Genomic DNA, 20,622 nt, shown 5'->3' with positions numbered 1-20,622 from the left:
TAAAAACGCAATGTGGGTGGAGCCGACCGGTTCGCGCGCGCCAAAACATGATTTTTTGGCAAGTTTCCGCACAACCGGGAATTCCAGTATCTTTGGATATCCCGCCAGAAACAAACGAATTCTCATCCGGCGAAACTTGCATAAAACTCATGAATTACCGCCGCCTCACCCCGTCGATGTCGCTGTTGCTCGTATTCGAGGCCGCCGCGCGGCATGAAAGCTATACGCGCGCGGCCGACGAGCTGTCGCTGAGCCAGAGCGCGATCAGCCGGCAGGTGCAGACGCTCGAGGATCAGCTCGGCGTGCCGCTGTTCCGGCGCGAGGGCCGCTCGGTCAAGCTGACCGAAGTCGGCCGCCGCTACTTCGCCGAGCTGAGCGGCGCGCTCGGGCGCATTCGCGGCGCGACGCTGCAGGCGATGTCGCACCAGGCGGGCGCCGGCTCGCTGCGGCTGGCCACCCTGCCGACCTTCGGCTCGAAATGGCTGCTGCCGCACCTGCACGGCTTCTACGCCGCACATCCGGGCGTGACCGTGCACCTGCATTCACGGATCGGCGCGATCGATTTCCTCAATGACGACCTCGATGCGGCGATCACCGTCGGCGCGGGCGACTGGCCGGGCCTGCACGCGCACCGGCTGTACAACGAATTCCTGGTCGCGATCGCGCCGCCCGATACCGGCCGCGGCCGCAAGGCCGACGCGCGCACGCCGGCCTGGGCCGCGAAGCAGACGCTGCTGGGCGTGACGAGCAATCAGCAGGCCTGGGCCGAGTGGTTCTCGCACTATCGGCTCGACCATCGCCAGATGCGCGTCGGCCCGAGCTTCGAGCTGACGTCGCACCTGATCCAGGCCGTGCGAGCGGGAATGGGGATCGGGCTGGTGCCGAAGGTGCTCGTGGAAGATGAATTGAGCCGCGGCGAGCTCGTGTCGATCGGCGACGCGATTACCAGCCAGCGCAGCTATTACCTCGTCTACCCGCCGGGCAACGACACGCTGCCGTCGCTGGTCGCCTTTCGCGAATGGCTGTTGACGTCGTGCTGACGCGCAGACCGTAGGCGGGCCTCAGGCTCGCCATTCGCCCAAAATCTGCTCGGCGAGGTAGTCGCACGGCGGCCGCGCGGAGTGCGCGCTGCGCGCGAGCACGACCTCGAGTTCGCCGAGCGACGGCAGCCCGTGGCTCTCCGACAGCTGCAACAGGTGATCGGGCACGCAGCAGCGCGCAAGCGGCGCGATGGCGAGGCCGGCCTCGACCATGCTGAGCAGCCCGAGAAAGCTCGGGCTTTCATACGACATCCGGAACGGAATCTTCCGCCGGTTCAGCGCCTTGATCGCATGATCGCGCGCCATGCTGCCGTGCGAGAACAGCGCGACCGGCAGCGGCCGCTCTTCCCACACGTTCCGTTTCGCCGATCCCGTCCATACGATCGGCTCGAGCCGGATCAGCTCGCCGGACACGCCCTTGACGCGGGTCAGGCACGCGAGGTCGACCGTGTTGTCCTTCAGCATCGGCACGAGCGCGCTGCTCGGCTGGCCGATCACGCGCACTTCCACGCGCGGATGCATCGCGGCGAACTTGCCGAGCACCTGGGGCAACAGCGACGAGATGTAATCGTCGGGCACGCCGATCGTCACGCGGCCGCGGATCTCCGGGCGCACGACCGACGCCCATGCCTCGTCGCGCATCGCGAGCATCCGGCGGCCGTAGTCGGCCAGCATCCTGCCGTCGTCGGTCGCCGTCACGTTGCGCGTGTCGCGGATGAACAGCGGCTTGCCGAGCGCGTCTTCCAGCGTCTTGATCTGCATGCTCACCGCCGACGGCGACCGGTGCACGATCTGCGCGCCCTGCGCGAACGATCCGGATTCCGCGACGGCCACCACCATCGCGAGCACATCGAGGTCGAGCTTCTTCATGTCGATTCAGAAAAACTGATCAATCTATTCAGTTTATCCCGTTTTACTGTTCGCCTCCAGCGCCGGACAATGAACCTCGTCAGCACTCACTCGATGCAGGAAGCGGAAAACATGCACACGTCCGGATCGCTCTACGGGTTTCTCGTCATCGGCGGCATGCTCGCGGTCACGCCGGGGCCGAACATGGTCTACGTGATGTCGCGCTCGATCGCGCAAGGGCGGGCGGCCGGCCTCGTTTCGCTCGCCGGCGTGATGCTCGGCTACCTGTTCTACATGTTCGCCGCGGCGTTCGGCATCACGACGCTGTTCATGAGCGTGCCCTACGCAGGCAGCGTGCTGGGCGCGGTCGGGGCGACCTATCTGCTGTACCTCGCCTGGCAGGCTGTGCGGCCGGGCGGCCGCTCGCCGTTCGAGGTGAAGACGCTGCCGAACGAGCAGCCGCTGCGGCTGCTCGCGATGGGCGCGACGACCAGCGTGCTGAACCCGAAGCTCGCGATGCTGTTCGTGTCGCTGCTGCCGCAGTTCATCGACTACGGGCAAGGCAGCGTGTTCGGCCAGTCGCTGTTTCTCGGCTCGCTGCTGATTGCCGCGTTCGCGTCGGCCAACGGGATGGTCGCGATTTGTTCGAGCAGCCTCGCGAAATTCCTGCACGGCCGCCCGATGTTGCTGCTCGCGCAGCGCTGGGCGATGGGCGCGGTGCTCGGCGGCCTCGGCGTGGAGATGATGATCGAGGCGTCGAAGTCGGCGGGCATCGCGTAAGCGTTGTGCCGCCGCGCGGGCCCGCACGATCGCGGGCGGCGCGCCGGGCGCGAGTCGGTGTCACGCGGCGATGGCCTGCCGCTGCGCCTCGAGTTCGCGCACGAGCGGCAGCACCCGTTTGCCGAAGTACTCGACCTCCTCGATGAAATGCAGGAATCCCGCGAGCACGAGATCGACGCCGATCGCCTTCAGCGCGACGATCCGCTCGGCGATCTGCCGGGGCGTGCCGATCAGGTTCGTGCGGAAGCCGTCGTTATACTGCACGAGATCCTCGAACGTCGATTTCGCCCAGTTGCCCTCACCTTCGGGCGACGCCTTGCCGGCCTGCTTCACCGCATCGCCGAACGCGTGAACGGCCTCGACGTGCGCATGCCGGATGATGTCGTCGAGCACGGCCTTCGCCTCTTCCTCGGTGTCGCGCGCGATCACGAACGCATTGACGCCGATCCGCACGCGATGGTTGTTCGCGGCCGCCTTCGCGCGGATGTCGTCGATCTGCGCCTTCAGGTTCTCCGGCGTATTGCCGTTCGTGAAATACCAGTCCGACACGCTCGCCGCGTTGTCGCGCGCCGCGCGCGAGCTGCCGCCCTGGAAGATTTCCGGATGCGGCTTTTGCACCGGCTTCGGGCTCAGCGTGTAATCGTTGAAGCGGTAGAAGTCCCCCTTGAACGTGAAGTTGTCCTGCGTCCAGATGCCCTTCAGCGCCTGGATGAATTCCTTCGAGCGCCGATAGCGCTCGTCGTGCTCGAGCCACGGCTCGCCGATCGCGGTGAATTCGCCCTTGAACCAGCCGCTCACGACGTTGATCGCGATGCGCCCGTTCGAGATGTGGTCGATCGTCGCGAGTTGCTTCGCGACCACGGCCGGATGCCACGGCCCCGGCAGGATCGCGGCGAGCACCTTGAGCTTCGTCGTCGCATGCAGCAGCGCCTGGCTGAACGACACCGACTCGTGCTGGTATTCGGCGCCGTAGCCGGCCGTGAAGCGGATCTGGCTCAGCGCGTAGTCGAAGCCGGCCGCCTCGGCCGTGCGCGCGAGTGTCTGGTTGTATTCGAGGCTCCAGTCGGTGCGCTGCTCGATCGTGCTGACGACGAGGCCGCCGCTGACGTTCGGCACCCAGTACGCGAATTTGACGCCGTCGGCGGAAGGGTCGGGAAGGCTCATGAAGGTGTCCTGGTCGAAGGGGAAATGAAAACGCGGCTTACGCGGCCGCGGCGGAGAGCGCGTGCGGGCGCAGTTGCGGCACCGCACGCGCCACGGCGAGCGCGATGCGCTCGCGCAACGCCGGGTTCGCGATCTGGTACTGATCGAAATCGCTTTCGGACGCGTACACGCCGATCGGCAGCGTGCGTGCCTGGAAGAAGCTGAACAGCGGGCGCAGTTGATGATCGATTACGAGCGCATGACGCTCGCTGCCGCCGGTCGCGGCGAGCAGCACGGGCACGTCGACGAGCGCGTCGTGGCGCACGAGGTCGAACAGGTGCTTGAAGAGGCCCGTGTACGACGCGCGATATACCGGGCTCGCGACGACGAGCGCGTCTGCCGTCTCGATCGCGCGGATCAGCGCATCGAGATCGGACGGCACCTGCGCGCGCGTGAGCGCGCCGGCCAGCCGGCTGCCGATCTCGCCGAGTTCGATCAGCCGCGTATCGATCGGCAGCGCGGCGCCGAGCGCCGTGACGATCGCGTCGGTCAGCGCCAGCGTGCGCGACGGCCGCTGCAGGCTGCCCGATATCGCGACGATGTTGAGGGTGTGGCTCATGCGATGCGTTCCCGTGGTGGAGCCGCGTGCAACGCGGCAATACCGGTTCGGGTCAGCAAGGAGCGTGCCATCGGGACGGGGGCGTCGTGGAAAGGTCGTCTGCATCACGAAGTTTCTCGCCATCCACCGCCGGAAATGGTGTTCGGCCTAATGCGCGACAGTGGCAAGTGTTCCGTCCCGCGCGTCACATCGATATTCCGCCACGCGATGAACACCGTGCAGCAGGCCTGCTGATGCGTTGCTGATCAGGCAGCAGCGCATCGCACGCGATAGCGCCGAATTCGACGACAAGGCGTCACGACACCGCCGCTCGTCCGCGCCGTTGCGGGTTCCGCAGCAATCGCGCTTTGGTTATCAGAAATCGATGCTTTTCGCGCGCGGCGAAACGTTCAACACTCTGCTGACCACGCAGCAGCCGGCCCGTATCGCCCGGCCATCCAACGGTTCATCGCCATGACCTCCATTTCCGCATCGCCGCGCCCGCTCAATCTTCGAGTCATCACCGCTTCCCGCAACCCGGCCCGGCTTCAGGCCGCGGCACCCGTGCCCGCGCGGCCCGAGCGTCACATGCCGTCCCGCGCGCACGCGCACGTGTTCGCCGATCCGCGCTCGCTTGCGTTGCTCGAACAGGTTCGCCGCGTCGCGCCGAGCGACGCGAACGTGCTGATCGTCGGCGAGACGGGCACCGGCAAGGAACTGATCGCGCGCCACGTGCATGAGCTCGGCGCCCGGCGCGACGGGCCGTTCGTCGCGGTGAACTGCGGCGCATTCTCCGAAACGCTCGTCGACAGCGAATTGTTCGGTCACGAGAAAGGCGCGTTTACCGGCGCATTCAGCGCGAAGCCCGGCTGGTTCGAAGCCGCGCACGGCGGCACGCTGTTTCTCGACGAAATCGGCGACCTGCCGCTCGCGATGCAGGTCAAGCTGCTGCGCGTGCTGCAGGAGCGCGAGGTCGTGCGGCTCGGTTCGCGCACGGGGATTCCGGTCGACGTGCGCGTGGTCGCGGCGACCAACGTCGACTTGCAGCAGGCGGTCGCGGCCGGCCATTTTCGCGGCGACCTGTTCTACCGGCTCAACGTCGTGCAGCTCGCGGTCCCGCCGCTGCGCGACCGCCCGGGCGACATCCTGCCGCTCGCGCGCCATTTCTTCGACATTTACCGCGACCGGCTCGGCGGCGGCCCGCGCCGCATCGATCCGCGCGCCGAGCGCCGGCTCGAGGCGCACGGCTGGCCCGGCAATATCCGCGAACTGGAGAACATGATCCATCACGCGCTGCTCGTGAGCCGCCACGATGCGCTGCAGGACACCGACCTGCACATCGCGTCGCCATGCCTGCCGGCCGTTGTCGCGCCCGCAGCGGCGTCGTCCGCCGACGCACAGGCGGCGCTCGAACACGCGCTGCGGGATCTGTTCGACGACGGGCACGGCAACCTGTTCGAACGTATCGAGGACACGGTCATACGTGTCGCATTCGAATTCAGCCATCGCAACCAGATCCGGGCCGCGCAGTTGCTCGGCATCAGCCGCAACGTGCTGCGTGCGCGGCTGATTCGCGCGAAGGTCATTACCGCGCTGAAATAGCGGCACGCGAGCACCGTCGCTGCGCCCCGGCACCATGACGCCATCGCGCCGCGATCCGCGCCGCAACATCCGAACCTGATGTATCGTGGCGCGAAGCGTACGCTTCGTTGCCCGCCCCGCATCCGGTCGCCCGTGACGCGACCTCCCGCGACCGGCAACAGCTCACGCACGATCCTCCGCAACACGAAAGCCGTCCGGCGCCCGTGCGCGTCCGGCCGAGCCCCGTTCACCCGTCCGGAATCCGTCGCCATGAAAAAGCTTGTGAACCGCCCGTCCGACGTCGTGCGAGAAATGCTGGAAGGCATCGCGCGGCAATCGCCGCATCTCGCGATCCTCGGCGACGAGCACGTGCTCGTCCGCCAGCCGCTACCCGAGCCGTCGCAGCGGCCGGTCGCGATCCTGTCCGGCGGCGGCAGCGGCCACGAGCCCGCGCACGGCGGCTATGTCGGCGAAGGGATGCTGAGCGCGGCCGTGTGCGGCGAAGTGTTCACGTCGCCGCCGACCGACGCCATACTCGCCGCGATCCGCGCGAGCGCCGGCCCGAACGGCGCGCTGCTGATCGTGAAGAACTACACCGGCGACCGGCTCAATTTCGGGCTCGCCGCCGAGCTCGCGCGCGCGGAAGGCATTCCGGTCGAAACCGTCATCGTCGCCGACGACGTATCGCTGCGCGGCCGCGTCGAGCGCGGCCAGCGGCGGGGGATCGCCGGCACCGTGCTGATCCACAAGCTCGCGGGCGCTGCCGCCGCGCGCGGGCTGCCGCTTGCCCGCGTCGCGAGCATCGCGCGCGACGCGGCGGCCGAGCTCGGCACGATGGGCGTCGCGCTCGACGGCTGCACGATCCCGGGCGCCGACAAGTCGGGATTCAGCCTCGCCGATCACGAAATCGAGCTCGGCCTCGGCATCCACGGCGAGAAAGGCGTCGAGCGCCGCGCGCCGTTGCCGGCCGACGCGCTGGCGGACACGCTGCTGTCGAGCATCGTCGCCGATCTCGTGCTCGACCGCGACGAACGCGTCGCGCTGTTCGTCAACGGCCTCGGCGCGACGCCGGAGATGGAACTCGCGATCGTGCTGCGCGCCGCGTTCGACAACCTGAGCCGGCGCGGCATCGTCGTCGCGCGCGCGTGGGCCGGCACGTTCCTGTCCGCGCTGAACATGCCGGGCTGCTCGATCTCGGTGCTGCGGCTGAACGACGAACGTGCGGCGCTGCTCGACGCGCCAACGCAGGCGCGCGCATGGCCCGGCGGCGGCATCGTCAACACGCAGATTCGCGTGGCCGCGGCCGCGTCGCAGGACGCGCCGCCGCCGCCGCTCGATGCGGCCGGCCGCGCATGGGCCGCGCGCCTGCAACCGGCGCTGCACGCAGTGGCGCAGACGCTGATCGAACACGAGCAGACGTTGACGGATCTCGATGCGGCAGCGGGCGACGGCGATCTCGGCGCGAGTATGCGCCGCGCCGCGCAGGCGATCCTCGAACTACCCGACACCGCGTACGGCACGGCGTCCGGTGCGCTCGCGGCGCTCGGCGCCGCATTGCGCCGCGCGATCGCCGGCAGTTCCGGGCCGTTCTATGCGACCGCGCTGCTGCGCGCGTCGCGCCGGCTGGCCGATATCGCCGAGCCGTCGCCGCGCGACTGGGCCGCGGCGTTCCGCGCCGCGGTGGATTCGATCGGCGAACTCGGCGGCGCGCAGGCGGGCGACCGGACGATGCTCGATGCGCTGGTGCCGGCCGTCGACGCATTCGGCCGCGCGCTCGACGGCGATCGCGATCCCGCGAGCGCATGGGCAGCGGCCGTCGACGCGGCAGAGCGAGGCGCGGAGGACACGGCGCGCATGACGCCGCGCGCGGGACGGGCCAGCTATCTTGGCGAGCGCGCGATCGGCACGCCGGATGGCGGTGCGGTGGCCGTGTCGTACTGGCTGCGCGCGCTGCTGCCGCACGTGCGGTAACGGACGCGCGCGGCCGCGTTCAGACGCCTTCGACCAGCACCGCGCGATAGCGCGCGCCCTTGAACCGGTGCTGGACGACCGCCTGGTATTCGGGGCCGTGATACCACGCGTGCGCGGCCTCCTTCGACGGGAACTCGACGATCACGACACCTTCCGGGCCTTCACCCTCGAGGATTTCCTGCTGCCCATATGCGGCAAGCACCTTCACCGGATGGCCGGCAAGGGTCGCGCCGACCTGGCTCGAGTAGAGGTCGAGCTCATGCTGGTCCTGCGTGCTTTCCCGTGTAAAGACGATGTAGGTCGCCACGATATGCGCTCCTGATCAAGGTTGAAAAAAGGGACGCCACGCGCGGCACAGTCCGAGAAATCCCGCGTGGCAGCGCGCAGCTTACCGCCGATCGCCGGCCGGCGCCGCGCCGAGCCGGCCACGGCCTCCGCGGGCCGCCCGCCACGGCGCGGGAAAACCCCGATCTCCACATCGTCCTATGACATCGGGTGTCGCTAATTGGCGGGATTACTTTGATCCTCGTCGGCGCCCGCCCGGGCGCACGCTGATAGCGAGGACCCCTCATGCGATACGTGCCATCGTGGACTTCCGTTTCCGCCGCCGCGTCCGTTCCGGACGAGACGGCTTCCCGCGGCGACGAGCCGCACAGCCTGCCGCGGGTCGCGATCGCGGCCGCCGCCCTCGGCAATGCGACCGAATGGTTCGATTACGGCATTTACGCGTACGGCCTCGCGTACATTTCCGCCGCGCTGTTTCCGGGCAACACGGCCAGCGCGACGCTGTTCGCGCTCGGCACGTTCGCGATTTCGTTCCTGATCCGCCCGCTCGGCGGCCTGTTCTGGGGGCCGCTCGGCGACCGGCTCGGCCGCAAGCGCGTGCTCGCGCTGACCGTCCTGACGATGTCGGGCGCCACGCTGCTCGTCGGCGTGCTGCCGAGCTATGCGACGGCCGGCTGGCTCGCCCCGGCCGCACTGATCGTGCTGCGCATGGTGCAGGGTTTCTCGACCGGCGGCGAATACGGCGGTGCGGCCACCTTCATTGCCGAATACGCGCCCGATTCGCGGCGCGGCCTGTGCGGCAGCTTCCTCGAATTCGCGACGCTCGCCGGCTTCTCGCTCGGCGCGTTCCTGATGCTCGGCTTCGCGCTGCTGCTCGGCGATTCGGCGATGCATGCGTGGGGCTGGCGTCTGCCGTTCCTGGTCGCCGCGCCGCTCGGCCTGATCGGCTTCTACCTGCGCTCGCGCCTCGAGGAAACGCCGGTGTTCCGCGAGCTCGAGGAACAGGCGCACCGCCGCGAGAAAAGCGTCGTCGCCGCGCTGCCGATCCGGCTGCTGCTGGTGCGCTATGCGAAGCCGCTGCTGCTCCTCGGCGGGCTCGTCGTCGCATTGAACGTCGTCAACTACGTGCTGCTCGCGTACATGCCGACCTACATGCACAAGGAACTCGGCGTCAGCGAGAACATGTCGCTGCTGATTCCGCTGATCGGCATGCTCGCGATGATGGTGCTGCTGCCGTTCGCCGGCTGGCTGTCGGACCGCGTCGGTCGCAAGACGATGTGGTGGTTCTCGCTCGTCGGGCTGTTCGTCGCGGCCGTGCCGATGTTCACGCTGATGACGCACGGTCCGCTCGGCGCGTTCATCGGCTTCGCGGTGCTCGGCGTGCTGTACGTGCCGCAGCTTGCCACCATTTCCGCGATGTTCCCGGCGATGTTCCCGACCCACGTCCGGTATGCGGGCATGGCGATCGCGTACAACGTGTCGACGTCGCTGTTCGGCGGCACCGCGCCGATCGTCAACGACTGGCTGATCGGCAAGACCGGCAACGCGCTGATTCCCGCCTACTACATGATGGCCGCGTGCGCGGTCGGGTTGGTCGCGCTGCTGGCGGTGATCGAGACGCGCGGGTGTTCGCTGCGCGGCGACACCCTTCCCGGCCAGCCGGGCTGACCTGCGCGCCGGCCGCTCGCCGGCTTCCCATAAACGGCATCCCTTGCATCGCCCGCCGTCCGGCAACGGACGGCGGGCGATGTGCGTTTCGGGCGGCTGAAGCCGCCGCCGGATTGTTGTCGTCCGGGCAACACGATGTGCGCGCGTGCGGCGCTGTCGGCATGTGTCGGCCGTCACTACAATCGCTGACACGCTCGACCGGAATCCGGACGAACCGAAGCGCGCGCCATTCACGCTCGCGCTCGCGAACCGCTCTGCGCCGCGCAGTGCGGATTACCTCACTCGACGAACAGGATTACTGAACATGAACGCACCCATCCGCAACGTCCAGCCGGTCATCGAACCCCTGGGCAACGAAGCTTCGGGCGAGCTCGTTCCGTCCCGCTACGCCGTACGCATCGGCGATGTCGATGTCGTGCTGATCAGCGACGGCGTGCTGCCGCTGCCGACTTCCACCATGTCCACCAATGTAAGCGAAGCGGATCGCAACGCATGGTTCGACGGCCGTTTCCTGCAACGCGACATGTTCGACTGGGCGCTCAACATCGCGCTCGTGCGCAGCGCCGATCGCCTGATCCTGATCGACTCGGGCGTGGGCGACGGCTTCGAATACTTCACGCGTGCCGGGCGCTCGGTGATGCGCCTGGAATCGGCCGGCATCGACCTGGCTGCGATCACCGATATCGTGATCACGCACATGCACATGGATCACGTGGGCGGGCTGAACGTCGACGGCGTCAAGGCGAAGCTACGCCCGGACGTACGCATTCACGTATCGGCCGCCGAAGTGGCGTTCTGGAAAAATCCGGACTTCAGCAAGACGGTGATGCCGGAAACCGTTCCGCCCGCGCTGCGCAAGGCGGCCGCGAAATTCGTGGAACTCTATGGCGAAAACATCGTGCCGTTCGACCGGACCGTGGAAGTCGCCGCGGGCGTGTCGGCGCGGGTCACGGGCGGCCATACGCCGGGCCACTGCGTGGTCGACATCGCATCGAACGGGGAAAAGCTGACGTTCGCGGGCGACGCGATTTTCGAAGTCAACTTCGACAATCCCGACTGGCAAAACGGCTTCGAGCACGATCCGGACGCGGCGGTCGACGTGCGTATCGCACTGTTCAACGAAGCCGCCGACACCGGCGCGCTGCTGGCCGCGGCCCATGTCGCGTTCCCGTCCATCGGGCATGTTGCGCGGCACGGCGACGGGTTCCGCTTCGTTCCGGTCGTGTGGGATTACTGAGTGACGGCCGATCACCGACGCGCGCCGTCGGCGATGCCCTGACGGTTTCCCCGAACCGTACCGGCAAAAAAACGCCGCCGCACTTGCATGCGGCGGCGTCACCTCACGCGCCGAAGCGCGCATCAGGACCGCTTGAAAATCACGCGACAGCCGAAAGACTCCGCTCCGCGACCTCATCCACCGCATCCTTCACGATGCCGACGATCTCGTCGGCTTCCTCGCGCGTCATCACGAACGGCGGCGCAAACCCGAGAATGTCGCCGTGCGGCATCGCCCGCGCGATCACGCCACGCTGCAACGCGGCAGCCGACACCTGCGCGCCGATCTTCAGCGCGGGATCAAACGGCGTGCGCGCATCCTTGTCCGCCATGAACTCGAGCGCGGCCAGCATGCCGACGCTGCGCACCTCGCCGACGAGCGGATGCGCGCCGAATGCATCGCGCAGCTTCGCGCCGAAATACGCGCCCACGTCCGCAGCGTTGCCGACCAGGTTCTCGCGCTCCAGAATCGCGAGGTTCGCGAGCGCGGCGGCCGCGCATACCGGATGCCCGGAGTACGTCCACCCGTGCCCCATCGGTCCGTGTTCCTGCGAGCCGCGCGCGATCACGTCCCACACCTTCTCGCCGACGATCACGCCCGACAGCGGCGCATACGCGCTCGTCAGTCCCTTCGCGACCGTGATCAGGTCGGGCTCGATCCCGAAGTGCTGCGCGCCCATCTTCGAGCCGAGACGCCCGAACCCGCACACGACTTCGTCGGAGATCAGCAGGATGTCGTGCTTGCGCAGCACGGCCTGGATCGCGGGCCAGTAGCCGGCCGGCGGTTCGATGATGCCGCCCGTGCCCATCACCGGCTCCGCGATGAACGCAGCGACCGTGTCGGCGCCCTCGCGCGCGATCAGCTGCTCGAGTGCGTCGACGCAGTACGCGACGAACTGCGCTTCGTTCATGCCGGCCGGCGCCTTGCGATACCAGTGCGGACACACCGTATGCTTCACGCGGTCGATCGGCAGGTCGAAATGCTGGTGGAAGCTCGGCAGACCCGTGAGGCTGCCGGTCACGATGCCGGAGCCGTGATAGCCGCGCTCGCGCGAGATGATCTTCTTCTTGTTCGGGCGGCCGAGCACGTTGTTGTAGTACCAGACGATCTTGACCTGCGTCTCGTTCGCATCGGAACCCGACATCCCGTAATAGACCTTCTTCATCCCCGCCGGCGACCAGTCGATGATGCGCGACGACAGCTCGATGGTCGCGTCCGACGCGTGGCCGACGTACGTGTGGTAGTACGCAAGCTGCTTCGCCTGCTCGTACATCGCGTCGGCCACCTCGGTGCGGCCGTAGCCGATGTTCACGCAGTAGAGTCCGGCGAACGCGTCGATATAGCGCTTGCCCTGGTGATCCTCGATGCGGATGCCTTCGCCGCCGCGCACGATCTTGCCCGGCAGCGCGCCGGTCTCGTGGTCGTACGCGTGCGTCGACGGGTGCATGAAGTGGGCGCGGTCCTCGCGCAGCAGTGCGTCGATGGATTTTTGCATGATGTGCTCCTTTGAATGGGTCAGGCCGTCGCCGCGACAGGCAGGCCGAGATTGCCGAGGCAGAAGTACTTGGTTTCGGTGAACGGCTCGAAGCCTTCGGCGCCGCCTTCGCGCCCGAGTCCCGACGCCTTCATCCCGCCGAACGGGATCGGCGCGCCGGTGAATTTCACGCCGTTGACCGACACCATCGCGAAGTCGAGCCGCCGCACCAGCTGGAAGATCGTGTCGATGCGCGTCGCGCACACGTACGCGGCGAGTCCGTATTCGGTGTCGTTGGCCGTTTCGACCGCTTCGTCGAGCGTGTCGAACGCGCAAACGGCCGAGATCGGCGCGAAGTTTTCCTCGTCGACCACCCGCATGCCCGGCGCGGCATCCGCAATCACGGTCGGCTCGTAGAACCATCCGCCGAGCGCATGCGGCCGGCCGCCCGCGACGATGCGCGCGCCGCGTGTCCGTGCGTCCTCGACACGCGCCACGGTCGCGTCGAACGCGGCCTGGTGCATCAGCGGGCCAACGTCGACGCCTGGCTCGAATGCGGGCCCCGTCTTGAGCGCGCGCACCGCGTTCGCATACCGTTCGACGAATGCGTCGTACAGCGGGCGCGCGACGAGAATCCGGTTCGCCGCGCAGCAGTCCTGGCCGGACGTCTGGAACTTCGCGCCGACGGCAATCCGCACCGCCTGCTCGAGATCTGCATCCTCGGTCACGATGAACGGCGCATTGCCGCCCAGTTCGAGCGCGACCTTGCGGATGCCGGCCTTCGCGGCGGTCTCGGTCACGAGCCGCCCGACGCGCGTCGAGCCGGTGAAGCTCACCGCGCGCACGCGCGCATCGCCGACCAGCGTTTCCATGGCCATCTGCGGCTCGCCGAGCACGACGTTGAACACGCCGGCCGGGAAGCCGGCCTCGTCGGCGAGCTGCGCGAGCGCGAGCGCCGAGAACGGCGTTTCATGCGCGGGCTTCACGACCACGGTACAACCGACCGCGATCGCGGCCGCCGCCTTGCGCGTGATCATCGCGGCCGGGAAATTCCACGGCGTGATCAGCGCCGCGACGCCGACCGGCTCCATCACGGTGCCCAGATGCGCGCCGTCGATGTGGGTCGGAATCGTGCGTCCCGCGAAGCGCTTCGCCTCGTTCGCGAACCATTCGACGAAGCTCGCCGCATAGCGGATCTCGCCGCGCGCTTCGGCCAGCGGCTTGCCCTGTTCCAGCGACAGCAGCGCGGCCAGATCGTCGACGTGACGCAAGATCAGCGCATGCCAGCGCAGCAACGCCGCGCTGCGCACCGCTTGCGACGTCCAGCGCCAGGTGTCGTACGCGCGCTGCGCGGCGTCGACGGCCGCGACGATCTGCGCGCGCTCGAGCATCGGCACGTGGCCGATCACGGCCTGATCGGCGGGGTTCACGACGGCGACCGTCGCGGCACTGTCGCTGTGGATCCAGCGACCGTCGACATAGCAGGTCGACTTGAACAGAACGGGGTGTCCGGGCAGCATGCTGCGTCTCCTCGTTGGTGGGCACGAGCTTCATTGTGTCGCGCCGGCGCATGCGGAAATTTCGGTTTGCACGGCCGGAAATGCCGGTTTTTTCCGTATTGCCGCGCGCCGGCGCGAACTTTTACAGCCAGTCGGGCGCGCCGCCGGATGCGCACTTCACGACCTTCGTCACGATGTACGTGAAGTAGCGCTCGATGCCGAGGTCTTCCATCAACAACGCATCGATGAAGCGCTGGTAATGGTCGATGTCGCGCGCGACCACGTGCAGCACGTAGTCGACGCCGCCTCCCGTCGCATAGCACTGCGCGACCTCGGGCGCGGCGGCCACGCGGTCCTCGAAGCGCCGCATGTCGGGTGCAGTGTGCCGCGACAGCGTCACCTCGACGACGATGCGGCTGCCGGAGAACGCGCCGATCCAGTCGACGTCCGCGCGATAGCCGCGGATCACGCCGCTTTCCTCGAGCTTGCGCACGCGCTCCCATGCCGGCGAAATCGACAGGTTCACGGCCTCCGCGAGCTTCGACTTCGTGATGCGCCCGTCGCGCTCGAGCAGGCGCAGGATCGCGAGGTCGTATCGGTCGAGCTTGATCACGTCGTGCGCGTCCTCATACGGCCACCGGAATGTTGCGCTCGACGATGTCGGCCACCACCGCGATCGTGTCGCCGGTCTGCACGATGCCCGGAAAATGCCGCGCCGCGAGCAGCCCGCGCCGCCGCGCGACGTACTCGACCGCCGTGACGCCCGTGCGGTCGATGTCGTGCACGCGCGCGAGCACGTCGCCGGCCTCGACCTCGCTGCCGAGATCGCGGCACATCTCGAGCAGCCCGCGATGCTCGCTCGTCGTGAAGCACGAGCCGTCCGGCATGTCGAGCAGCGTCGTCGTGCGCGGTGCGTTGCCATCGATGACGTCCTTCGCTATCACGCCCGCATGCGCGAGAAATCCATACACGCCGCGCTCGGCGATCGCGACGCTCGCCGCCGTCGACGTGCCGCCGCCGCCCAGTTCGGTCGACACGAACACCTTGCCGGCTTCCTCGGCTGCGCTGTCGTACAGGCCGACGCTGTCGAGTTCCAGCATGCGCATCGAATACGGCGCGCCGAACGCGCGCATCGCGCGCTCGCAGCGTGCCTCCTGGTCGCGATCTTCCAGCACGTGAATCGCCGCGAACGGCACGAAGTCGAGCGTGCGGCCACCCGCGTGAATGTCGAGCACGTGCGTCGCAAGCGGCAGCAAATGCCGCTGGAAGTAATCGGCGATCTTCTGGGTCACCGTGCCGTCCGGCCGGCCCGGGAAGCTGCGATTGAGGTTGCCCGCATCGATCGGCGACGTGCGGCAACCGGCACGAAACGCCGGGTAGTTCATGAACGGCACGACGATCACGCGGCCGGTCACGTCGGCCGCCTTCAGCGAACCGGCGAGCTTCGACAGCGCGACCGGCCCTTCGTACTCGTCGCCGTGATTACCGCCGGTCAGCAACACCGTCGGCCCGTCGCCGCGCTTCACGACGGTCACCGGAATCATGATCGCGCCCCACGCGGAATCGTCGCGCGAGTAAGGCAGCTTCAGGAAGCCGTGCTGTTCGCCGTCCGCGTCGAAATCGACGGTCGGCGTAATCGGGGAAGCACGCATCGCCCTACTCCTTCACGAACAGCTTGCGCGGCACGTTGCAGAACGTCTCGACGCCGGTCTCGGTGATCAGGATGCTCTCGGTGATCTCCAGCCCCCAGTCGTCGAGCCACAGCCCGGGCATGAAATGGAACGTCATGCCGGGTTCGAGCACCGTCCGGTCGCCCGGACGCAGGCTCATCGTGCGCTCGCCCCAGTCGGGCGGATAGCTCGCGCCGATCGGGTAGCCGCAGCGGCTGTCCTTGTCGATGCCCGCGCGGCGCAGGACCGCGAAGAACGCGTTCGCGATGTCCTCGCACACGTTGCCCGGCTTCGCGGCCGCGAGCCCGGCCTCGATCCCTTCGACCACCGCGCGCTCGCCTTCGATGAAGTGCGCGGGCGGTTTGCCGAGATAGACGGTGCGCGACAGCGGGCAGTGATAGCGGCGGTAGCAGCCGGCGATCTCGAAGAACGTGCCGGCGCCGCGCGCGAACGTCGAGTCGTCCCAGGTCAGGTGCGGCGCGGCCGCGTCGGCGCCGGTCGGCAGCAGCGGCACGATCGCCGGGTAGTCGCCGCCGAAACCATCCGCGCCGCCGATCCCGGTCGCATAGATCTGCGCGACCAGGTCGCTTTTCTTCATGCCCGGCTCGATCGTCTCGACGATGTGCGCATGCATCCGCTCGACGATGCGCGCCGCCACGCGCATGTACTCGATCTCGCGCGGCGACTTCACCGCGCGCTGCCAGTTGACGAGCGCGGTCGCGTCGACCCAGCGCGCGGCCGGCAGGTGCCTCTGCAACGACGCGTATGCCGCCGCGCTGAAGTAGTAGTTGTCGAGCTCGACGCCGATACGCAGCGTGTTCCAGCCGCGCGCGGCGATGACTTCGGTGGACAGGTAATCCATCGGGTGGCGCGCGGGCGACTGCACGTAATGATCGGGATAGCCAACGATGTTCTCGTGCGCCATGAACGCGGTGCGCTTCGCGCCGTTCGCGTCCTGGCCGCGCCCGAACCACACGGGTTCGCCGTCCAGCGCGAGCAGCACGCACTGGTGCACGTAGAACGACCAGCCGTCATAGCCGGTGAGCCAGCCCATGTTGGTCGGATCGGTGACGATCAGCAGGTCGATGCCGACCCGCTCCATCGCCGCGCGCGTCTTCGCGATCCGCGCGGCATATTCGCTGCGCGCGAACGCGAGACGCGGCGCGGCTGTCTGGGTTTCGATGACTGCGGACATCTGTCTCCTCTCAAGTCGTGAGGTCGTTGTGAAAAATCGTGCCCACTTCCGCCGCGCGGGCGCGTTGCAGCGCGAGCACGGCAATCGCGGTGTCCTGCGCGCCGGTGCCGGTCAGGTCGCAGATCGTGATGTCGTCGCGATGCGTACGGCCGTCGCGGCGGCCGGCGATCACTTCGCCGAGTTCGGGAAACACCGCGTCGGCTGCAACGGCACCGGCCGCGATCGCATGCGCGAGCTCGCCGGCCACGCGGGTCTGCTGCAGTCGGTCACAGAAATAGCGCGCGGCGCCGAACACCGACGGCGCGAGTTCGGTCTTGTAGTCGGCGTCCGAACCCATCGCCGTCACGTGCAACCCAGGATGCAGGTCTTCCGCGTGCACGAGCGGCGCACGGCTCGGCGTGGTCGTCACCGCGATGTCCGCGTCGGCCAGCGCCGCGTGCACCGAGCGCGCGACGAGCGCGTCGATCCCGTGCGCGGCACGCACGTCGGCCGCGAATCGCGCGGCGCGTTCGGCATCACGCGCCCACACCGTCACATGGGTGATGTCGCGCACCAGCATCAGCGCGGCCAGTTGCAGCCGGGCCTGCTCGCCCGCGCCGACGATCGCCGCGCGATGCGCATCGGCGCGCGCGAGCCGGCGCGCGGCCACGGCGCCGGCCGCCGCGGTGCGTACGGCCGTCAGGTAACCGTTGTCGAGCAGCACGGCTTCGGTCAGGCCGGTACGCGCCGACAGCACGAGCATCAGCCCGTTCAGGCTCGGCAGCCCGAGCGACGGGTTGTCGAAGAAGCCGGGGCTGACCTTGATCGCGAAGCTGTCGAAGCGCGGCAGATACGCCGTCTTCACGTCCACTTCGGCGTGGCGCTCCGGCAGCGCCAGATTCAGGATCGGCGGCATCACGACGGCGTCGGTCGCGAGCGACGCGAACGCGGCCTCGACCTGGTCGATCGCGACGAGATCGAGCGGCACCAGCGCACGCAGTTGCGCGTGGCCGAGCAACGTGACGGGATGGGCCATGTCAGTTCTCCGAAACGAGCCGGCGATGCACGGCCATGTCGATGTTCGCGCCGCTCACGACGACGACGACCGGGCCGCGGCGATCGCGGCGTGCGATCCGCTCATCCAGCAGGGCGGCGAGGCCGACCGCGCCGGCGCCTTCGACGACGAGCCTCTCTTCCCGATACGCATGCGCGATGCCGCGCGCGATCGACGGCTCATCGAGCAGCACGACGTCGTCGGCCAGTGCGCGCGTCATGTCGAACGTGTAGCGGTTGTCGAGGCCGATGCCGCCGCCGAGCGAATCGGCCAGCGTCGGCTGCTCGTCGACGTCGACCGGGCGGCCGGCCGCGAGGCTCGCGTGCATCGCGGCGCCGCGCGCCATCGATACGCCGATCACGTCGATCGCCGGCCGGATCGCCTTCGCGGCAAACGCGACGCCGCTGAACAGGCCGCCGCCCGACAGCGGCACGACGAGCGTCGCCGTATCCGGCAGCGCTTCGAGTATCTCGACGCCGATCGTCGCCTGGCCCGCGATGATGCGCGGATCGTCGAACGGCGGCACGTACGCATAGCCTTCGTCGCGCACCAGCCGCCGCGCTTCCACCTGCGCGTCGTCCTGGCTGTCGCCGACGATCACCACGCGCGCGCCGAGCGCCGCGACCGCCTCGACCTTGTTGGCCGGCACGAGCGACGACATGCAGACGGCCGCGTCGATGCCGAGCGCGCGTGCCCCATGCGCGACCGCGCGGCCATGATTCCCGGTCGATGCGGTGACCACGCGCGTCACGCGTTGCGCGGCGAGTTCCGCGAGCGCGTTGGTCGCGCCGCGCAGCTTGAAGCTGCCGGTCGGCTGCAGCGTTTCGAGCTTCAGGTAGACGGGTGCGCCGACGCGCGCGGACAGCGCGGCGGACGCGACGAGCGGCGTACCGTCGGCGCGCCCGGCGAGGCGGCGGCGCGCGCGGTAGACGTCGGACAGCGACAGGAAAGACATGGAACGCACGCCTCGCGACGAATGTGATGCGATCCAGTCTAATGTTCCAAATCGCGCTTTCGAATGTCCTGATACATTGCGCGCGATGTCGCGGCGACACCGCCGGTTCAGTGGAAATCGTTCAGATGCGGATACTGTTCGAACACGCCCGCGATCGTCTCGAGCGCTGCATTGCACGCCGCATCGGAGGTTTCGGCGCCGATGCACACGCGCACCGCGTTCGGCCGCTCCGTGCCGCCGACGAGAAACGGATCGGGCGACGTCACCGCAATCTTGCGGGTGCGCAATTCGCGCACGATCCGCTCGGCCTGCCAGTAATCGGGCACGCGCAGCCATGCGGAAAGTGCGTTCGGGTGCGCACCGAGCACATACGGCCCCAGTGCGGCCCGCACCATCTCCTGACGCACGGCGAGCCGCTGGCGCTGCAGTTCGACGAGCCGCCGCGCGGTGCCGTCGGCGATCCAGCGCGTCGCGATCTCGGCGATCGGCGACGTCGCCATCCAGCTGCTCACGCGCAACACGCTCTCGACGCGCAACGCGAGCCGCCGCGGCATCGCGAGATAGCCGGTGCGCAACCCCGTCAACACCGATTTCGTCATGCTCGTGCAGTAGAAGCCGAGCTCCGGAATCAGGCTGGCAATCGGCGTGCCCGTCTTCTCGGGCAGCGGGCCGTACACGTCGTCCTCGATCACGTATACGCCGTAGCGCGTCGCGATGCGCGCGATCGAGCGCCGCCGCGACTCGGTCATCATCGACACGGTCGGGTTATTGAGGGTCGGCGTGCAGACGAGCGCGCTGATCCGCTCGCCGTCGCACATCTCCTCGAAATGTTCGGGACGGATGCCGTGCTCGTCCATCTCGAGCCCTTTCAGCGTAAACCCGAGCACGTTCGCGGAGCCGATCACGCCGTGATCGGTCAGGCTCTCGCACAACACGGTGTCGCCCGGCCCGACGATCGACGCGAGCGCGAGAAAGATTCCGTGCGCCGCGCCGTTCGTGACCAGCAGCGCTTCGCGGTGCACCGGCATGTTCAGCGACGCGAGCCACGCGGCGCCGGCGTCGCGATGCGCATCGAGGCCGGCGATCGGCCGGAACGAGCGGATCCACGGCTGATCGTCGGTGCCAGCCAGCGCCGTGCACACGCTGCGCCACGCCGCGTCGTGCTCCGGCGTGTGCACGATGCGGGCGATCGAGAAGTCGACGAGCTCGCGCTCGGTCGTATCGAGGATATAGTTCGACATCGATTCGGTCACGCGCGCGGCCACGAAGCTGCCGCGGCCGACCTCGCAGCGGATCAGTCCCTGACGCTCGAGTTCCTTGTACGCGTTGGTCACGGTCTGCACGCTGACGCCGAGGCTCGACGCGACGTCGCGCTGCGGCGCGAGCCGCGCGCCCGGCGCGAGCGCGCCGTTCTCGATGTCGCTGGCGATCGCCTTCACGAGCCGCTTGTATTTCGACTCGATGCCGTGCACGGCGCCGATCGCGTCGCGCCAGCCTGCCGATACCTCGGTCCGTCCCATCTCGATGTCTCCGTCGTGGCTTCCGCATGGTCGCTCAGAAAGACACCCCGAAAATATTGTCCTAGTGCAATCGCGTGCGGAAGCA

19 protein-coding genes are annotated in these 20,622 nt (G+C 68.3%); 7 read left to right on the top strand and 12 right to left on the bottom strand.

Going from position 1 to position 20,622, the window contains the following annotated elements; genetic code table 11:
* Positions 1–149: 149 nt before the first annotated feature.
* Entirely contained in the window at positions 150–1,040 is an 891-nt protein-coding gene (locus A9Z05_RS20730) for a LysR substrate-binding domain-containing protein (RefSeq protein ID WP_069619722.1), read from the top strand.
* 21 nt (positions 1,041–1,061) lie between these two features.
* Here the strand turns inward: A9Z05_RS20730 and A9Z05_RS20725 are convergent, their stop codons facing one another.
* Complete coding sequence (locus A9Z05_RS20725) at positions 1,062–1,910, bottom strand: LysR substrate-binding domain-containing protein (protein WP_069619721.1); 849 nt, start codon at positions 1,908–1,910, stop codon at positions 1,062–1,064.
* A gap of 111 nt (positions 1,911–2,021) precedes the next feature.
* Here A9Z05_RS20725 and A9Z05_RS20720 point away from each other — a divergent pair, with 111 nt between their 5' ends.
* The gene (locus tag A9Z05_RS20720) at positions 2,022–2,669 is read left to right on the top strand and encodes a LysE family translocator (protein WP_069620095.1); all 648 of its coding nucleotides are present in this window, start codon (positions 2,022–2,024) and stop codon (positions 2,667–2,669) included.
* Between the two features lie 60 nt (positions 2,670–2,729).
* Here the strand turns inward: A9Z05_RS20720 and sfnG are convergent, their stop codons facing one another.
* Positions 2,730–3,833, bottom strand: coding sequence for a dimethylsulfone monooxygenase SfnG (gene sfnG / locus A9Z05_RS20715; RefSeq protein WP_069619720.1), 1,104 nt, complete (start codon positions 3,831–3,833; stop codon positions 2,730–2,732).
* Positions 3,834–3,870: 37 nt separating this feature from the next.
* A complete protein-coding gene (gene msuE / locus A9Z05_RS20710) occupies positions 3,871–4,431 on the bottom strand; it encodes an FMN reductase (RefSeq protein WP_069619719.1) in 561 nt (186 codons plus the stop codon).
* A 238-nt stretch (positions 4,432–4,669) separates the two neighbouring features.
* Between msuE and A9Z05_RS37000 the strand changes: the two genes are divergently transcribed.
* From A9Z05_RS37000 to dhaL, 3 genes are all read left to right on the top strand, one after another.
* Positions 4,670–4,888, top strand: coding sequence for a hypothetical protein (locus A9Z05_RS37000; protein WP_069619718.1), 219 nt, complete (start codon positions 4,670–4,672; stop codon positions 4,886–4,888).
* Complete coding sequence (locus tag A9Z05_RS20700) at positions 4,885–6,012, top strand: sigma-54-dependent Fis family transcriptional regulator (protein WP_084044365.1); 1,128 nt, start codon at positions 4,885–4,887, stop codon at positions 6,010–6,012. The genes A9Z05_RS37000 and A9Z05_RS20700 overlap by 4 nt, the downstream gene beginning before the upstream one ends.
* Positions 6,013–6,261: 249 nt before the next feature.
* A complete protein-coding gene (gene dhaL / locus A9Z05_RS20695) occupies positions 6,262–7,962 on the top strand; it encodes a dihydroxyacetone kinase subunit DhaL (protein WP_069619717.1) in 1,701 nt (566 codons plus the stop codon).
* Positions 7,963–7,981: 19 nt separating this feature from the next.
* Here dhaL and A9Z05_RS20690 read toward each other — a convergent pair whose 3' ends face one another.
* The gene (locus tag A9Z05_RS20690) at positions 7,982–8,269 is read right to left on the bottom strand and encodes a DUF1330 domain-containing protein (RefSeq protein WP_069619716.1); all 288 of its coding nucleotides are present in this window, start codon (positions 8,267–8,269) and stop codon (positions 7,982–7,984) included.
* Positions 8,270–8,532: 263 nt separating this feature from the next.
* Between A9Z05_RS20690 and A9Z05_RS20685 the strand changes: the two genes are divergently transcribed.
* Together A9Z05_RS20685 and A9Z05_RS20680 are read left to right on the top strand one after the other, a co-directional pair.
* Complete coding sequence (locus A9Z05_RS20685; protein ID WP_069619715.1) at positions 8,533–9,915, top strand: MFS transporter; 1,383 nt, start codon at positions 8,533–8,535, stop codon at positions 9,913–9,915.
* A gap of 304 nt (positions 9,916–10,219) precedes the next feature.
* On the top strand, positions 10,220–11,152 hold the full coding sequence (locus A9Z05_RS20680) for an MBL fold metallo-hydrolase (protein ID WP_069619714.1): 933 nt from the start codon (positions 10,220–10,222) through the stop codon (positions 11,150–11,152).
* 139 nt (positions 11,153–11,291) lie between these two features.
* Here A9Z05_RS20680 and A9Z05_RS20675 read toward each other — a convergent pair whose 3' ends face one another.
* The 8 genes from A9Z05_RS20675 to A9Z05_RS20640 all read right to left on the bottom strand — a co-directional run bounded on the left by A9Z05_RS20675 (position 11,292) and on the right by A9Z05_RS20640 (position 20,537).
* On the bottom strand, positions 11,292–12,686 hold the full coding sequence (locus A9Z05_RS20675; RefSeq protein ID WP_069619713.1) for an aspartate aminotransferase family protein: 1,395 nt from the start codon (positions 12,684–12,686) through the stop codon (positions 11,292–11,294).
* A gap of 20 nt (positions 12,687–12,706) precedes the next feature.
* Positions 12,707–14,185 (bottom strand): NAD-dependent succinate-semialdehyde dehydrogenase, encoded by a 1,479-nt coding sequence (locus tag A9Z05_RS20670; protein ID WP_069619712.1) that lies wholly within the window; start codon positions 14,183–14,185, stop codon positions 12,707–12,709.
* Between the two features lie 121 nt (positions 14,186–14,306).
* Positions 14,307–14,777, bottom strand: a complete 471-nt coding sequence (locus A9Z05_RS20665; RefSeq protein ID WP_006489640.1) for an Lrp/AsnC family transcriptional regulator — start codon at positions 14,775–14,777, stop codon at positions 14,307–14,309.
* A gap of 13 nt (positions 14,778–14,790) precedes the next feature.
* Entirely contained in the window at positions 14,791–15,816 is a 1,026-nt protein-coding gene (doeB, locus tag A9Z05_RS20660) for a N(2)-acetyl-L-2,4-diaminobutanoate deacetylase DoeB (RefSeq protein ID WP_069619711.1), read from the bottom strand.
* Between the two features lie 4 nt (positions 15,817–15,820).
* Positions 15,821–17,029 carry an ectoine hydrolase DoeA gene (gene doeA, locus A9Z05_RS20655; protein ID WP_069619710.1) on the bottom strand — a complete coding sequence of 403 codons (1,209 nt, stop codon included), beginning with the start codon at positions 17,027–17,029 and terminating at the stop codon, positions 15,821–15,823.
* 10 nt (positions 17,030–17,039) lie between these two features.
* Positions 17,040–18,044, bottom strand: a complete 1,005-nt coding sequence (locus A9Z05_RS20650; RefSeq protein ID WP_069619709.1) for a cyclodeaminase — start codon at positions 18,042–18,044, stop codon at positions 17,040–17,042.
* 1 nt (position 18,045) lies between these two features.
* On the bottom strand, positions 18,046–19,017 hold the full coding sequence (eutB, locus tag A9Z05_RS20645; protein ID WP_069619708.1) for a hydroxyectoine utilization dehydratase EutB: 972 nt from the start codon (positions 19,015–19,017) through the stop codon (positions 18,046–18,048).
* Between the two features lie 107 nt (positions 19,018–19,124).
* Positions 19,125–20,537 carry a PLP-dependent aminotransferase family protein gene (locus A9Z05_RS20640; RefSeq protein WP_069619707.1) on the bottom strand — a complete coding sequence of 471 codons (1,413 nt, stop codon included), beginning with the start codon at positions 20,535–20,537 and terminating at the stop codon, positions 19,125–19,127.
* Between the last annotated feature and the right edge of the window lie 85 nt (positions 20,538–20,622).

Source organism: Burkholderia sp. A2, assembly GCF_001729305.1.
GTDB classification, from domain to species: Bacteria; Pseudomonadota; Gammaproteobacteria; order Burkholderiales; family Burkholderiaceae; genus Burkholderia; species Burkholderia sola.
Note: the sequence above shows the minus strand (reverse complement) of the source record. Positions and strands in the feature narration are given on the sequence as shown.

Bases quoted from the DNA above. Each gene is read 5' to 3' on its own strand.
- A9Z05_RS20640 (WP_069619707.1), bottom strand. From the start codon at position 20,537: ATGGGACGGACCGAGGTATCGGCAGGCTGGCGCGACGCGATCGGCGCC.
- A9Z05_RS20720 (WP_069620095.1), top strand. From the start codon at position 2,022: ATGCACACGTCCGGATCGCTCTACGGGTTTCTCGTCATCGGCGGCATG.
- msuE (WP_069619719.1), bottom strand. From the start codon at position 4,431: ATGAGCCACACCCTCAACATCGTCGCGATATCGGGCAGCCTGCAGCGG.
- sfnG (WP_069619720.1), bottom strand. From the start codon at position 3,833: ATGAGCCTTCCCGACCCTTCCGCCGACGGCGTCAAATTCGCGTACTGG.
- A9Z05_RS20685 (WP_069619715.1), top strand. From the start codon at position 8,533: ATGCGATACGTGCCATCGTGGACTTCCGTTTCCGCCGCCGCGTCCGTT.
- doeB (WP_069619711.1), bottom strand. From the start codon at position 15,816: ATGCGTGCTTCCCCGATTACGCCGACCGTCGATTTCGACGCGGACGGC.
- A9Z05_RS20675 (WP_069619713.1), bottom strand. From the start codon at position 12,686: ATGCAAAAATCCATCGACGCACTGCTGCGCGAGGACCGCGCCCACTTC.
- A9Z05_RS20700 (WP_084044365.1), top strand. From the start codon at position 4,885: ATGACCTCCATTTCCGCATCGCCGCGCCCGCTCAATCTTCGAGTCATC.
- A9Z05_RS20730 (WP_069619722.1), top strand. From the start codon at position 150: ATGAATTACCGCCGCCTCACCCCGTCGATGTCGCTGTTGCTCGTATTC.
- A9Z05_RS20680 (WP_069619714.1), top strand. From the start codon at position 10,220: ATGAACGCACCCATCCGCAACGTCCAGCCGGTCATCGAACCCCTGGGC.
- A9Z05_RS20725 (WP_069619721.1), bottom strand. From the start codon at position 1,910: ATGAAGAAGCTCGACCTCGATGTGCTCGCGATGGTGGTGGCCGTCGCG.
- A9Z05_RS20670 (WP_069619712.1), bottom strand. From the start codon at position 14,185: ATGCTGCCCGGACACCCCGTTCTGTTCAAGTCGACCTGCTATGTCGAC.
- eutB (WP_069619708.1), bottom strand. From the start codon at position 19,017: ATGTCTTTCCTGTCGCTGTCCGACGTCTACCGCGCGCGCCGCCGCCTC.
- A9Z05_RS20650 (WP_069619709.1), bottom strand. From the start codon at position 18,044: ATGGCCCATCCCGTCACGTTGCTCGGCCACGCGCAACTGCGTGCGCTG.
- dhaL (WP_069619717.1), top strand. From the start codon at position 6,262: ATGAAAAAGCTTGTGAACCGCCCGTCCGACGTCGTGCGAGAAATGCTG.
- doeA (WP_069619710.1), bottom strand. From the start codon at position 17,029: ATGTCCGCAGTCATCGAAACCCAGACAGCCGCGCCGCGTCTCGCGTTC.